This window comes from Pectobacterium aroidearum (assembly GCF_041228105.1).
GTDB lineage: Bacteria > Pseudomonadota > Gammaproteobacteria > Enterobacterales > Enterobacteriaceae > Pectobacterium > Pectobacterium aroidearum.
The window spans coordinates 5,053,994-5,066,804 of sequence record NZ_CP166097.1; the positions used below are offsets into that span (position 1 = coordinate 5,053,994).

The window sequence follows — 12,811 nt, forward strand, 5'->3', positions numbered from 1 at the left end:
TTAATATTATCAGTAGGCTACATTCTGCCAAAGCATGTATGCACTTGTTCTTGCAATAACATGTTCCCATTCAATAGAAGCAAATTTGAATGATACGCTTTCCTGTGGCTGAACTTCATTATGTGTCAGTGAGTTAGGATAGAAAAAACGGATATTGCTGATAAGCGCATCCCGAAGCTTCATCTTAAAATAAAGTTCATTCCCACCAGATTGAGCCGTTCTATAGAAAGAAAAAACGCACTCCAGTTTTTCCTTATCATTAATTGCCTGAGCGAAAAGTGGTGTGGCTTTATCAATTGGTTTTCTGATTTCTACAGGAAGAAGAGAAATATTTTCTTCCCGACTAATGTTATTCACCAACTCATAAACAAAAATTTCATTCTCATGTGCGGATTGATACTTGTTTCCAATAGAATCCAGCGACGAACAACCTGCTGATATCAGTCCCTGCTTTTCCCCGGTAACGCTAAGATAAATAAGGTTGGACATTATGCCTCCATACAAAAAATCCCACTCTACGGCACAAAACCGTAGTATCAACTGCATGGATATAATACGCCCTAAGGTGAGTATTTAAAATAAAAAACCCAATGTTTTCGTGTAATTTCATGAATCATGAAATATCGCTTAAAGGATACCCTTTACAACAAATACTATTATAATCGACAGCCGACCTTCCTGACGTTTTTTAATAATTTTATCAGTCTATCTTTGTCATGATTTTCTCACTTACGTAAATTCGTTCTATTCTTCCAACATTATTAATCATCTAGCTGTGATACAAAAACGTTATTCAACCGACTTTTACATATCAAATAATCACTGATTTTTCGATATGGCAACAGTGGGGAATAAGCAGAAAACTCAGCATACCTTCTCTGACAAAAGCATCAGGATTTCTATTTATTCTTGGCATTTAATATAAAATCTGGAATAAAAATAGTAACTATATTAGTGACCCATCCATATCCAAGATATCAATACAATGGCGTTGATTGAATTTATATTTCCTTAAAATGAAAAGGATGGGTCTTAGAATTTAATCAAAATAAAATCAGGATGTGTATTCACAATTACAGCTAGTGTATTGCTGCTTAGTATTAATATAAACATGACATGACTTCTCATGTTTATTATTTTTATACAATCTTACCGTTAAATGCATATTTTTATCAGTTGCCGTAGTATGGGGACCAGCAACGACCATCGCACCCGTTGTCGATCCTGCCATGTTGGCATAAGCACTGACCGTAGGACATTGTTTAACAACGTTTTCAGCTGAGCGCTTACTCATGTCTACAGTGCTTACTGCATTCCAGTTTGATGAAAAATCCAGATAGCCCGCATGCGCAACAGTAGAGGTAAAAATAAAAATAGAGGAAACTAATAATGTTCGAACAACTTTAGAGGTATTCATAATGATTTACTCCTGTCTTCGATTGATAGAGAATCTTTATAAATTAAGGTGATATTTTTACGAAAGCATCATAAATTGCATATCGGCAACCCATGACAGATATATTATTAGCTAGAGTTTTATTTAATCAAATAAGCTCTAAAGCATAGTGCTTTTGACTACCTATCCCTAGGCCATATGGCATTTATCGACACCACCGTCACCACTTAATGCCATCTCAGGAATATCTTCACCCGCAACAAAACAGGGAAAAACAACCGCCATGCGTTACCTCGTCCTCCCCGTTATTCTTCTTGTGTTAACCGGCTGCAAGGCGCTCACCACCTTCGATAAATACGCCACGATGCGTCTTTATGAAGTTTATGAAGCAGAGAATCTTTCTGCCTGTGATTACAAACCGCAGTTTCGTGACTGCACAGTGGATAAGCGATCTTTTAATGTCAGGATTACTGACGATAAGAGCAAAATTGCGTTAGTGGTAGGAAAGCGTTATGCCTATTTCGGCTTCACGCGTGATGATTTTGCACGCCAGACGCAGCCGCTGCGTGATTTCCTGATTTGGGCAGAAGATCCGAATGCGCAAGATAAACAGATCAAGCAATTACGTAAGGCCGGAAACGTTGGCGGAAGTCTGTTTTACAACACAGAGGTGGAATATCAGTTCGATTACCTGCACACGCGTGCCGATGTTCCGCTGCTCGTCGTTAAACCGCATGAAAACGCGAATTCTTATGGCCTGACCGTCGAAGAAGTGAAAAACCTGCTGTCGGTGATGGATGCCTGGTATGCCGGCACGTTTTCCGGGAAACAGCTCACCTAAACATAGTGAAGGCGGCCAGACAGATCGCGTCTGGCCGAGTAGCAGCATTAAAACTTATGCACTCTGGAATCAAATCCACCGCAGTTTTTCAGCATCAAATCTTTGACGGGGCGACGGTCGTAGTAACCTTTTTCCGTCTTGAACACTTCGTAGACTTCAATGCGGCGTGGCGAATAAGTATCAACAAATTTACCAGTAACATAATAGTAATTCCCCACCACGGGCTTAAAGGTCACGGAACTAAATCCACCATTCGCAGCAATCATTCTGACTGCAATATTGTGTTGCGCGCTGACCCAAAATTCACGAATCATCGTTGGTGTTTCTGGAATAGCTGGGAAGCCGAGTTCTTTATTATTGAGTTTAGTTTGGAACCCAAATGCATTATTGGTATAGCCATTTTCTGGTGCATCAATATTAATACATCTGTCAGTCGTCGGATAAACGCGAATATAGTCGAGATTGCGATTATCGAACGTGATACCCACACGATCAGCACCCTGATAATCTTCCAGCTTATGGCTATAGGTTGCGACCGAACATCCGCTAAGTAATACCGCGCCCATTCCAATCAGAAGCATTTTCCCAAACATAACCATCCCTTACCTTTATAAAATCAGAACATCCTGATTATTTTACGTCGTTTTTTATTCGAAAATTGATTCTGGATTACCTCACCTTAAACACTATTAATAAACGAGGCAACATGGCAATTTCGCTCTATTACACCGCGCGACGCAAAAAATCCCTGAGCCCACAAGAGATCTCTGCCGTAAAGGAGATTATCCGACGCCATTCCGTTGACGAAAAAATTGAGAAATACCTGACGACTGGCGAGGGCCTGAATTGGGAATCCTTTGATTTCGCCCTCAACGTGAAAACCGGTAACGTATTCAGAAAAGGGATCGTGTTTTCTGGCTCAACCACACTTCCCAATAATGACGAGGAAGCCACCTGGGTTGGCGTGCAGCACTGGTGCCAGTGTTTATCCGAAATACGCCTCGCCCTGACACACTGTGAATGGTACGTCGCGGTCGACGACCACAGCATACCGTGGGACGTCGAGGCAAAGGCGTATGACCCCACGCGCTGAAATCTGAGCCTCTGACGCGTGCTGAAGAGGGGACAAAAGACGAATTTGGCCTGTGGTTCTTAGCCAAAGCCCCCGCAGGCGTGGTGTGGATCACGCCCGAAGGGCAAGAGATTTGGACTTAGCGCAGGCGACTCACTCAGCCTTCTTATTCTCCACACTCTGAGATTCTACAGCCCGATCATCTGCCGTTTGGTTCACCGCGGCATCGGCCTCTTCGGGAGTGATCGTACTCGCGTAAAGACGGCCTTCCTCGATAAAATCTTCGTCGATACCTTCAATATTTTCCTGATTGTCACGCCCGGACAGGATGTTCCAGCAGGCGATGAACAGCGCAGCAATCAGCGGACCAATCACAAAACCGTTAATCCCGTAGATTTCCATGCCGCCCAGCGTGGCGATCAGAATCAGGTAATCCGGCATTTTGGTGTCTTTCCCCACCAGAAGCGGACGCAGAATGTTATCCACCAGCCCAATCACCAGCACGAAGAACGCGACAATGAAGATCGCCTGCCAGAGCATATCCGTGGCGAACAGGAAGACCGCAGCAGGCACCCAGATAATCGCCGAGCCCACGGCAGGAATCAGCGACAGGAACGCCATCAGCGAGCCCCACAGCAGGCTACCTTCTATCCCTGCGATGGAGAATGCAATGCCGCCCAGCGTCCCCTGCACAATCGCCACCACGGCGGTGCCCTTTACGGTCGCCCGGGATACCGCGGCAAACTTCACCAGCAGGTGGTGCTTCACATGGGTGGAAAGCGGCAGCGATTCCAGAATCAGGTTTACCAGATAGGAACCGTCTTTCAGGAGGAAGAACAGCAGGTAGAGCATCACCCCGAAACCAATGAAGAAGGTGAAGGTGCCTTTGCCGATCAGTAACACGCTGCCCGCCAGATATTGCCCGCCTTTCAGCGCGACCTGAGACAGCTCTTGCTGTATTTTGGCGGCGTTATCCAGATTGTGCTCCGCCAGGAAATGCCGCGCCCACTTCGGCAGATGTTGAAGCAGCTCCGCCAGCACCACCGGGAATTGCGTATTGCTGTCCTGCAATCGGGTATAAACCCCGTTAATCTCAACCACCAGCGAGGAGACAATGACCCCCAATGGAATGAAGACGATCAGGAAGATGATCAGCACCGTCAGCAGCGAGGCAACACCGTTGCGATCATTCAGTTTTTGCCGAATTTTGCTTTTCAGCGGATGGAAGATGACGGCCAACACCGCCGCCCACAAGATGGCGGAATAATACGGTGCCAGTATGTCAAAAAACGCCAGCGTGACGACAAATAAGATAAGGATGAAGAATCCCTTCGTAAGCCCTTTAATATTCACAACGATTTCCCCTTCATTCAATCTGCTCTCGAAATATAGAACGAAGTGGGGCGTTTGCAATACCGGAAAGAGCGCATAGTGCTGAGGAAACGGCTAGGCGAGCGCCTCATGAGTGGCAATAAAGTCATTTTTTAACTGGCTATACACGGCAGCATCATCGTCGCACGCCAGTGCAGCGGCGCGTTTTATTGCCGTGTACTCGGCACATACGGCTGGGTTTGCCCGCAGATAATCCCGGAAAGCCAGGTGCCGCTGAATATGCCCATCACCCACAACAAAAGCGTGAAGATGGTGCGTGCGCACATCGCCACCTTTGGTGTAGTAACGACGTCCCGCTATTCCGTTTTCGCCACGAGGACGATAGCCCAGATCGACCATGACATGATCGAAGCTGTCCAAAGCGGATAACGAAACCACTTCCAGCAGCATATCAATCAACGGCTTAGCGGATAGCCCCAGCACGGCCGTGCTGCCGATGTGATGCACATTTACCACAACTTCGCCGAGCGCCTGCGTGAGTTCCCTTGCCGCCGTTGCATAATTTGTCGCCCACTGTGGATCGTAATCCACTACGGTAATTGTCCGTCCACCCATTCACTGCTCTCCCAACACGGCCTTATCGTGTAAAGGGTATCAACGTTCAGGGGACGATTCAAAAGCCATCGGGAAACGCGGCGAGAGGAAGCGTCTCGCCGCTTGATGGGGGCTTACAGGCCATCCAAACGCCGCTGAGTCGCCTGCACCAGCGAATCGGTGGTGATATCAGCAATCGACTTAGCACCCGTGAGCGTCATCGCCACACGCATCTCTTTTTCGATCAGGTTCAGCAGGTTAACCACGCCCGCTTCGCCCGCCGCCGCTAACGCGTAGACAAACGCGCGCCCGAGCATCACGCTATCCGCCCCCAGCGCAATCATGCGCACCACGTCCAGACCAGTACGAATACCGGAATCCGCCAGAATGGTGATATCGCCTTTCACCGCATCGGCGATGGCTGGCAGCGCATGTGCCGTCGATAGCACGCCGTCCAACTGGCGACCGCCGTGGTTAGAGACCACGATGCCGTCTGCACCGAATTTCACGGCTTCTTTGGCATCTTCCGGGTCAAGAATGCCTTTGATGATCATCGGCCCTTTCCACATCTCGCGGATCCACGCCAAATCCTGCCAGGAAATAGAGGAATCGAAATTCTCCGCCAGCCAGCCGATATAGTTTTCCAGCGTCGTCGGCGTGCCGCGATAGGCGGAAACGTTGCCCAGATCGTGCGGTTTACCGTTCAGGCCAACATCCCATGCCCACTGTGGATGCACCATCGCCTGCAAAACACGGCGTATCGCCGCATTCGGGCCGCTCATGCCAGAGTGCGCATCGCGATAGCGCGCGCCCGGCGTCGGCATATCCACGGTAAATACCAGCGTCTTGACCCCGGCGGCCTGCGCGCGCTCCAGCACGTTGCGCATAAAACCGCGATCTTTTAACACATAGAGCTGGAACCACAGCGGCCGCTCGATAGTCGGTGCCACCTCCTCAATCGGGCAGACAGAGACGGTAGACAGCGTAAAGGGTATGCCCTTCTGCGCCGCCGCACGGGCGGCCTGCACCTCGCCGCGTCGGGCGTACATTCCAGTCAGGCCAACGGGCGCCAACACCACCGGCATCGCCAGTTTTTCGCCAAACAGCTGTGTTTCCAGGCTAAGGTCGGAGACATTTTTCAGGATACGCTGACGCAGCGCGATATCCGCCAGATCGGCGGTATTACGCCTGAGCGTGTGCTCGCCATACGCACCGCCATCGACGTAGTGGAAAAGAAATGGCGGCAGCTTACGCTGCGCCGCCGCCCGGTAGTCCGTTGAAGCAGAGATGATCATCGTCCTTTCCCATCCTTCTTCTTGTTGGTGTCATTCTTGCGGTCAGTAATGACCGTTACTGGAGCTGCTTTTAGTGAAATTATGCTGTTCACGTAAGCCCGTTTTTAGGGGAAACACAGGGGGAGGTTCCCGCAGGGACACCTCACCCCAGTGGTCGCCCCGTGTATCTCGATGCTTAAACGATCGGCATTACCTTTGGTGAAATTACCTGTTAGTGAAATTGAAGGTACGCGACATGCGTTTGCAGGTATTCCTGCAAGCCATGTTTGCCGTCCGCGCCACCTACACCGGATTTACGCCAGCCCGCATGGAATCCCTGCATCGCCTCGAAGTTCTCACGGTTGATGTAGGTTTCGCCGAACTTCAGCCCTTTCAGCGCTTTCATCGCGGTGTTGATGTTTTGAGTATAGATCGATGACGTCAGGCCGTATTCGCTGTCGTTTGCCATTTTAATCGCCTCTTCCAGCGTGTCGAAGGTGGCGACGGGCAGCACCGGACCAAACACCTCTTCGTGCATGATCGGCATCTCCTGTTTCACGTCCACCAGCAGCGTGGGCGGGTAGAAATAGCCCGTACCGCTTTCTCGCTTGCCACCAAGCAACACTTTCGCGCCCTGCGATACCGCTTTTGCGACTTTGTCTTCCACACGCTGTAACGCCGCCGCGCTGATCAGTGGCCCCATATCCAGCGCTTTTTTCTCCGCCGTGTTGCCGAAAGTCACCTGCTCCATCGCAGCTTTAATACGCGCGATAAATTCGTCGTAAATGCCTTTCTGTACGTAAACGCGCTCGGCGCAGTTACACACCTGCCCGCTATTGATGACGCGGGAACTGACAATCGCTTTCACGGCCAGATCGAGATCGGCATCGTCCATCACGATAGCTGGCGCTTTACCGCCCAGTTCCAGCGACACCTTGGTGACGTTCTGCGCCGCCGCCGTCATGGTCGCAATCCCCGCCGCCACGCTGCCAGTCAGGCTAACCATGCCGACTTTCGGGTTAGCGGCCAGCTCTTGCCCGACCGTCGGGCCGTAGCCGGTCACGAAATTGATGACGCCTTTCGGCAGACCAATCTTGTGAATGATTTCGGCGAAAATCACTGCATTATTCGGTGTAATTTCGCTCGGTTTGATGACGATGGTATTGCCGGTGATCAGCGCAGGCGCCGCTTTACGCGCAATCAGGAAGAAGGGGAAGTTCCACGGCAGAATACCGGTCGTGACGCCAATCGCTTTGCGGAAAACGAAGATGTTTTCGTTCGGCCGGTCACTCTGAATAATTTCACCTTCATAACGGCGCGCCCACTCCGCCATGTAGTCGAGGTAGTCAGCGGTGAACAGCACTTCCGTCTGCGCCAGACCGTGCGTTTTACCGCCTTCTGCAATGATGGTATCGGTCAGTTCGGCTTCGCGCTCGCGGATACCGTCGGCGATCTTATGCAGCCAGACGCCGCGTTCAACCGCAGGCAGCGCTTCCCAGCCCGGCTGTGCGGCCTCTGCCGCGTCTATCGCTCTCTTCGCATCGTCAGCAGAGCCTTCCGGGATCTGCGAAATGACCTGCTCTGTGGCCGGATTCACCACATCAATCCACTTCCCGCTGCTGTTTTCAACAAACTCACCGTTGATGTACATACGTTTCTGGGTGGTGCTCATGTCAGGCGTCTCCAAAGTAGGGTAAGGGAATACAACGCATAAACGAGTTGTTAAAAAAACACGTTTTTTTTGTGAAGTTTTGCCATGCTGCGCGATTTGCGCGGCATTTACCTTTTCATGGCTGCCATCTCAGTCTAGCAAGTGGCAAAAAAGCCATGCTGAGCACGCCTGACGTAACACTTTTGTAAAGTCTCGGAGAACGCTGGGGAATAACGACAATGGGGGAATAGGCGAAGCAGTGACAGGCGCCGCATTCAACGACGGCGCCGTCTCTCAAGCAGGAAAACCTTAGGGTTCGTCGGTTTTAACGATCTCTTCCCTCTCCTTCCACGTGCCGCCCACCAGTTCGCGAGTGGTGGCCACCATCGCCTGTTTCTCTTCGGAGTAGGCTTCCGTGGTTTCGGCAATCAGGACGGGGTTATTGTTAGCGATCTGGTAGGTCGACCATTGGTGCCAGCAGCAGCCGCTTTTGGTAAACGTGGTGATGGTCTTACTTTTTTCATCGATCTCGAACAGGCCGAGGTTGGAGCTGGCTAATTCGGTCAGCGGCGCATTCTGGGTAAACTGCTGCTTTTCCACATCGAACAGGAACACATCGTAAGACGGCCCGCCGTAAGCGCCGCTATTGCCATTGCGCAGCATAATATCCGCGTGGTGATCGAAGTTAGCGTCATCAATCACCAGCCCACTGTTGTTCTCACCATAAACCTCGATCAGATTCGCCGTCACTTCGCCTTTATTGTTCAGTTCGATGAACATATTTTCCATCGTGATACGCTGGAACAGGTCGCCGCGTCCTTTCTTAAAGATATCCAGCGTGCCGGGGCCTTCACAAGTTGAGTAAGAAGAGTCGAGATCGCACGTCGCCACACTGAGCACAAAGTCCCACTGGTCTGATGCCTGCGTAATCAGGGAGATATTTTCACTACCGGACAGCGCCTGAATACGGGAAACCATCTCATTCCCCAGACAAACGTCATCCTGACAGCGGTCACGTTCGGCCAACCAGGCGCGCTGCTCCTGACGCGCCTGCGCTTTGTCTGCTTGTTTCACGTAACCCTGATAGGCCTTGTTCAAGACGGTATCAAGCTGCTGTAAGCGGCTGCTGGCGCAAATCATTTTCTCGCTGTCTGTACTGGCCTTGCTGCAATCCATCGCCCAGACGGATGAGGTGAAAAGACACAGCAGGGATGAAACGGCCAGAGATAAATAACGCATAACGTATCGCTCCCTGAAAAATAAAAAACCTAACTAGCTGATAAAATGGGTAATGGTTATTTTTCGCTGCCCTTTCCCATCTTTTTAAGAAACCGCTGCTGCTCAACCAAAATCACCTTCAACGTAATGCATTGATAATCAATGCCATAACGCGGGGCGACGTCCGCAATAATTTTGGATAGCGCAGGATAGTGCCGATGATTCCAGTTGGGGAAAATATGGTGGGTCAGGTGCATATTGAGCTGCCCTAGCCAATAACCAAGCCAGGCGGGACGGGTAGACCAATCCACCGTGGTAGAAAAGGTGTGCTGATAGCGACCATGTCGGAATAACCCATCTTCCGGTGCCTGATAGAACGTTCCTTTTGCCCAGTGCGACCCCAGAATCAGGACAACAAAAATCAGCGACGACAGCATCTGGCTCAGCAGATACACCAGCAGCAGCGAGCCGACGCTAATGATGGTCGGCGACAACAGCCAGTAAGGGATCGCCAGCGCCAGCAGGGCATGCAGTGCTTTTGAAAGCAGGAAAATGCCCCAGCCCTTCACACCCTGAAGCGTCATATTGCGCGTTACCTGCGTTTTCCCCGCGCGATCGATCCAGTCAAAAAACCAGATGATGCAGGGGAAGGTCAGTGATGCCACCAGCGGCCAGTAATAGCGCTGGGCGCGCATAAAAAAGCGAAACCGATGGTAGGGCGATTGACGCAAGACACCGTTCTCTTCGATATCGAGGTCGTAGTACTGCACATTCACGTGTGCATGATGGAAAATCACATGCCTCACTCGCCAGCAGTCGGAATCCATACCGAGCGGAATACTCACTACGATATTGAGCAGGCGATTCGCCCACGGCTGCCGGAAAAAGACGTTATGCGAGGCGTCATGCACCACGTTCACCGCCAGAAACATAGCGGTAAAAATAAAGCCAAAATAGCAGCCGGCAAAACCCCATAGCGTCATCTGCCGGAGGCTGAAGCCATAAAACGTCAGACACAGCGCCACCAGAAACAGCATCTTGCCGATAAATCCGGCGTTGGCAAAACGGTGATCGCCCGTTTCTGCCAGATAGTCATTCGCCGCCTTCATCAGCGCTCGATGTAACGCCAGATCGCGACCTTGTTCATAGCGGAGCGGCTTCAGCGGTGCGGGCATCATCCTTCCTCCCTTCCCTCTTCCTCGGCACGTTGCGCTGTGCGTTGATCGCAACCTTCCCCCATCGATTTTAAAAACCGACGCTGGCTTGCCAATAGCTCGCGGTAGGTAATGCAGCGATAGTCCATACCATGCTCGGCGGCAAGGCGCCGTAAAATAGCGGCGAGCGCAGGGTAATGACGATGGTGCCACCCCGGAAAAAGATGATGCGTCAGGTGTAAGTGCAGCCCTCCCGTCCAGTGCGCAAGCCAGCGCGGCGTCGGTAGCCAGTCGCAGGCGGTTGCAAAGTTGTGCTGATACCAGCCCAGGGGCATGGCCTCCGTATCGGTCACGGCATAAAATTCCGTTTCCGCCCAGTGCGACCCCAGCAGTAAAAAGACCACCAGCAGTGAGGCCAACATCTGGCCCAGCAAATAACTTAACAGCACGATGCCTGGGCTAATGCCCTGTGCAGCTCCCACCACGATAGGAATCACCAGTAGCAGCACGATATGACCGATTTTACTGCCGATAAAAATCATCCACCCACGGTAGCCTGACTGCACGGAACGAGCGTTAACGGGGGTTTTACCCAACCGATCGGCCCAGTCAAAAACCCAGGCGATATAGGGGAGCGACAGGGAGGCCACCAGCGGCCAGTAAAGGTGCTGATAGCGCATGTAGGCACGGTGGCGCTGGAAAGGCGTTTGACGAAAAATCCCATTCTCTTCCGTATCCAGATCGTAATGCTCCACATTCGGGTAAATATGGTGGAAGTCCACATGACGCAACCGCCAGTAGTCAGGATCGATGCCTAACGGCAGCGTCACGATCCGCCCGACGATGCGATTGAGCGTTCGATTACGGAAAAACGTATTATGGGAGGCGTCATGATTCACGATGATATTCAATACCATCGACAGCATGATGAAAGAAAAATAGCTCAGGAAGAATGCCCATGCCGTCTGCTGTATCAAGCTCAGGGAATAACAGGCGATGCAGCCTAAAAAGAGTAATCCGGCCTTCACGAACTGACCGCTATCGGCAAAGCGATGATCGTGATTAGCACGCAGGTAGGCCGACGTTTCGCGCTGTAACGCCCGATGAAAGGCCTGTTCACCCTGCGCCGGATACGGTCTGGCGGGAAGGTCATTAGCCATTGTCATGCTCTCCAGTCAGAGGATGTCGACCCCAGCCGAACACCATCGCCAGCCCGTGCAGCGCCAGTGCCAACATGGCGATCTTCCAGTAAAGCGCTTCCCAGCCCAGATAGACAAGAAACACCGCAGGGAATAGCAACACCACGAATAACCAAACGTAAATGCCCCAGCGCCGCCCTTCGGAAATTCCGCCCAACGCGACCGCCCCGCTCACCAGCAGCAGGAAAAGCGCCACCTGCGGCAGATTAGCGGACTCATAACCGTAGCCATACAGATAGACATAACCGACGACCAGCGCAAACAGCAGCATCGCACCGGTAAGCAACGCCACTGGCGTACAGTGAAACGTTGCCCGACGCGTACGGCGCACCGACAGCTTCAGGTACTGCATAAAAGGCAGGTTACTGGCCCAAAACGGATTGTTTGATGGCCTGTCTTTGCCTGCGCCATAGCGAAAAGGCGTGTCGGGCAACTGTGGGCAAAAGCTGCCGAACAGCTTGTCCCAAAAAATAAAGGTGCCGCCGAAGTTCTTATCGGCATAAGCGCGATCGTTCACGTGGTGGACGCGATGGTGTGCTGGCGTCACCAGCACCTTTTCCAGCCAGCCCAGTTTGGGCGTCATGGCGTTATGGTTGAAGAGCTGAACGCTGTAATGCAGGATGGAGACGGTGATAAACACGTACAGCGGCACACCAAGTAGCGCCAGAATCAGGAAGAACGGAATCGAGGTCAGCGAGGAATACCAGGAGTTACGCACGCCCAGCGACAGATTGAAATGTTCGCCCTGATGGTGCACCACATGTACCGCCCACAGCACGCCAAAGGTATGGTGCAGGCGATGTAGCCAATAAAAGCCGAAATCCCAGGCGAGTAGCGCGAACAACCACATCAGTACCGGTGGCCAGGTTTCCACCCAGCCCAAACTGAAATGCGCCGCGACATAGCCATAGCAAAAAATCTCCACGCTGCGAAACAGCCACAGCATGATATGCCCTGAGTTCAGGTTGAACACCACGTCATGCCAGTTCACCGTCTCACGCCGCATCCACTGTAGAACCAGCGCTTCACCAATCACTACAACCAGCATGAAGACAATGGGTAATGCCAAATCGATCATGA

At 51.3% G+C, this 12,811-nt stretch carries 14 protein-coding genes; 3 read left to right on the top strand and 11 right to left on the bottom strand.

The features are described 5' to 3' along the window. Positions 1 to 9: 9 nt before the first annotated feature. A complete protein-coding gene (locus tag AB8809_RS22825; protein ID WP_039550285.1) occupies positions 10 to 489 on the bottom strand; it encodes an Hcp family type VI secretion system effector in 480 nt (159 codons plus the stop codon). Between the two features lie 565 nt (positions 490 to 1,054). Continuing rightward, positions 1,055 to 1,417: a hypothetical protein gene (locus AB8809_RS22830; protein ID WP_342413478.1), complete on the bottom strand. Its 363-nt coding sequence runs from the start codon at positions 1,415 to 1,417 to the stop codon at positions 1,055 to 1,057. Between the two features lie 262 nt (positions 1,418 to 1,679). On the opposite strand from AB8809_RS22830, the gene AB8809_RS22835 reads away from it, so the two are divergent. Further along, the gene (locus AB8809_RS22835; protein ID WP_349856861.1) at positions 1,680 to 2,237 is read left to right on the top strand and encodes a hypothetical protein; all 558 of its coding nucleotides are present in this window, start codon (positions 1,680 to 1,682) and stop codon (positions 2,235 to 2,237) included. Between the two features lie 47 nt (positions 2,238 to 2,284). Here AB8809_RS22835 and AB8809_RS22840 read toward each other — a convergent pair whose 3' ends face one another. After that, entirely contained in the window at positions 2,285 to 2,830 is a 546-nt protein-coding gene (locus tag AB8809_RS22840; RefSeq protein WP_349856862.1) for a hypothetical protein, read from the bottom strand. 113 nt (positions 2,831 to 2,943) lie between these two features. Between AB8809_RS22840 and AB8809_RS22845 the strand changes: the two genes are divergently transcribed. Together AB8809_RS22845 and AB8809_RS22850 are read left to right on the top strand one after the other, a co-directional pair. After that, complete coding sequence (locus AB8809_RS22845; RefSeq protein WP_349856863.1) at positions 2,944 to 3,330, top strand: hypothetical protein; 387 nt, start codon at positions 2,944 to 2,946, stop codon at positions 3,328 to 3,330. Positions 3,331 to 3,341: 11 nt separating this feature from the next. Then, positions 3,342 to 3,452, top strand: coding sequence for a DUF596 domain-containing protein (locus AB8809_RS22850; protein ID WP_257981980.1), 111 nt, complete (start codon positions 3,342 to 3,344; stop codon positions 3,450 to 3,452). Between the two features lie 10 nt (positions 3,453 to 3,462). On the opposite strand, the gene AB8809_RS22855 is transcribed toward AB8809_RS22850, so the two are convergent. The 8 genes from AB8809_RS22855 to AB8809_RS22890 all read right to left on the bottom strand — a co-directional run bounded on the left by AB8809_RS22855 (position 3,463) and on the right by AB8809_RS22890 (position 12,809). Then, on the bottom strand, positions 3,463 to 4,662 hold the full coding sequence (locus AB8809_RS22855; RefSeq protein WP_043881847.1) for an AI-2E family transporter: 1,200 nt from the start codon (positions 4,660 to 4,662) through the stop codon (positions 3,463 to 3,465). A 93-nt stretch (positions 4,663 to 4,755) separates the two neighbouring features. Then, positions 4,756 to 5,256: a GrpB family protein gene (locus tag AB8809_RS22860; RefSeq protein ID WP_349856864.1), complete on the bottom strand. Its 501-nt coding sequence runs from the start codon at positions 5,254 to 5,256 to the stop codon at positions 4,756 to 4,758. Positions 5,257 to 5,369: 113 nt separating this feature from the next. After that, positions 5,370 to 6,530 (bottom strand): FMN-dependent L-lactate dehydrogenase LldD, encoded by a 1,161-nt coding sequence (lldD, locus tag AB8809_RS22865; protein ID WP_205947267.1) that lies wholly within the window; start codon positions 6,528 to 6,530, stop codon positions 5,370 to 5,372. Positions 6,531 to 6,741: 211 nt separating this feature from the next. Further along, complete coding sequence (gene aldA / locus AB8809_RS22870) at positions 6,742 to 8,181, bottom strand: aldehyde dehydrogenase (protein WP_015842219.1); 1,440 nt, start codon at positions 8,179 to 8,181, stop codon at positions 6,742 to 6,744. A 288-nt stretch (positions 8,182 to 8,469) separates the two neighbouring features. Then, positions 8,470 to 9,399, bottom strand: a complete 930-nt coding sequence (locus AB8809_RS22875; RefSeq protein WP_349856866.1) for a lysozyme inhibitor LprI family protein — start codon at positions 9,397 to 9,399, stop codon at positions 8,470 to 8,472. A 56-nt stretch (positions 9,400 to 9,455) separates the two neighbouring features. Further along, positions 9,456 to 10,553, bottom strand: coding sequence for an acyl-CoA desaturase (locus AB8809_RS22880; protein WP_349856939.1), 1,098 nt, complete (start codon positions 10,551 to 10,553; stop codon positions 9,456 to 9,458). Then, positions 10,553 to 11,692: an acyl-CoA desaturase gene (locus AB8809_RS22885; protein WP_349856867.1), complete on the bottom strand. Its 1,140-nt coding sequence runs from the start codon at positions 11,690 to 11,692 to the stop codon at positions 10,553 to 10,555. The genes AB8809_RS22880 and AB8809_RS22885 overlap by 1 nt, the downstream gene beginning before the upstream one ends. Further along, a complete protein-coding gene (locus tag AB8809_RS22890) occupies positions 11,685 to 12,809 on the bottom strand; it encodes a sterol desaturase family protein (protein ID WP_349856868.1) in 1,125 nt (374 codons plus the stop codon). The genes AB8809_RS22885 and AB8809_RS22890 overlap by 8 nt, the downstream gene beginning before the upstream one ends. Between the last annotated feature and the right edge of the window lie 2 nt (positions 12,810 to 12,811).

Bases quoted from the DNA above. Each gene is read 5' to 3' on its own strand.
- AB8809_RS22825 (WP_039550285.1), bottom strand. From the start codon at position 489: ATGTCCAACCTTATTTATCTTAGCGTTACCGGGGAAAAGCAGGGACTG.
- AB8809_RS22830 (WP_342413478.1), bottom strand. From the start codon at position 1,417: ATGAATACCTCTAAAGTTGTTCGAACATTATTAGTTTCCTCTATTTTT.
- AB8809_RS22835 (WP_349856861.1), top strand. From the start codon at position 1,680: ATGCGTTACCTCGTCCTCCCCGTTATTCTTCTTGTGTTAACCGGCTGC.
- AB8809_RS22840 (WP_349856862.1), bottom strand. From the start codon at position 2,830: ATGTTTGGGAAAATGCTTCTGATTGGAATGGGCGCGGTATTACTTAGC.
- AB8809_RS22845 (WP_349856863.1), top strand. From the start codon at position 2,944: ATGGCAATTTCGCTCTATTACACCGCGCGACGCAAAAAATCCCTGAGC.
- AB8809_RS22860 (WP_349856864.1), bottom strand. From the start codon at position 5,256: ATGGGTGGACGGACAATTACCGTAGTGGATTACGATCCACAGTGGGCG.
- lldD (WP_205947267.1), bottom strand. From the start codon at position 6,530: ATGATCATCTCTGCTTCAACGGACTACCGGGCGGCGGCGCAGCGTAAG.
- aldA (WP_015842219.1), bottom strand. From the start codon at position 8,181: ATGAGCACCACCCAGAAACGTATGTACATCAACGGTGAGTTTGTTGAA.
- AB8809_RS22875 (WP_349856866.1), bottom strand. From the start codon at position 9,399: ATGCGTTATTTATCTCTGGCCGTTTCATCCCTGCTGTGTCTTTTCACC.
- AB8809_RS22880 (WP_349856939.1), bottom strand. From the start codon at position 10,553: ATGCCCGCACCGCTGAAGCCGCTCCGCTATGAACAAGGTCGCGATCTG.
- AB8809_RS22885 (WP_349856867.1), bottom strand. From the start codon at position 11,692: ATGGCTAATGACCTTCCCGCCAGACCGTATCCGGCGCAGGGTGAACAG.
- AB8809_RS22890 (WP_349856868.1), bottom strand. From the start codon at position 12,809: ATGATCGATTTGGCATTACCCATTGTCTTCATGCTGGTTGTAGTGATT.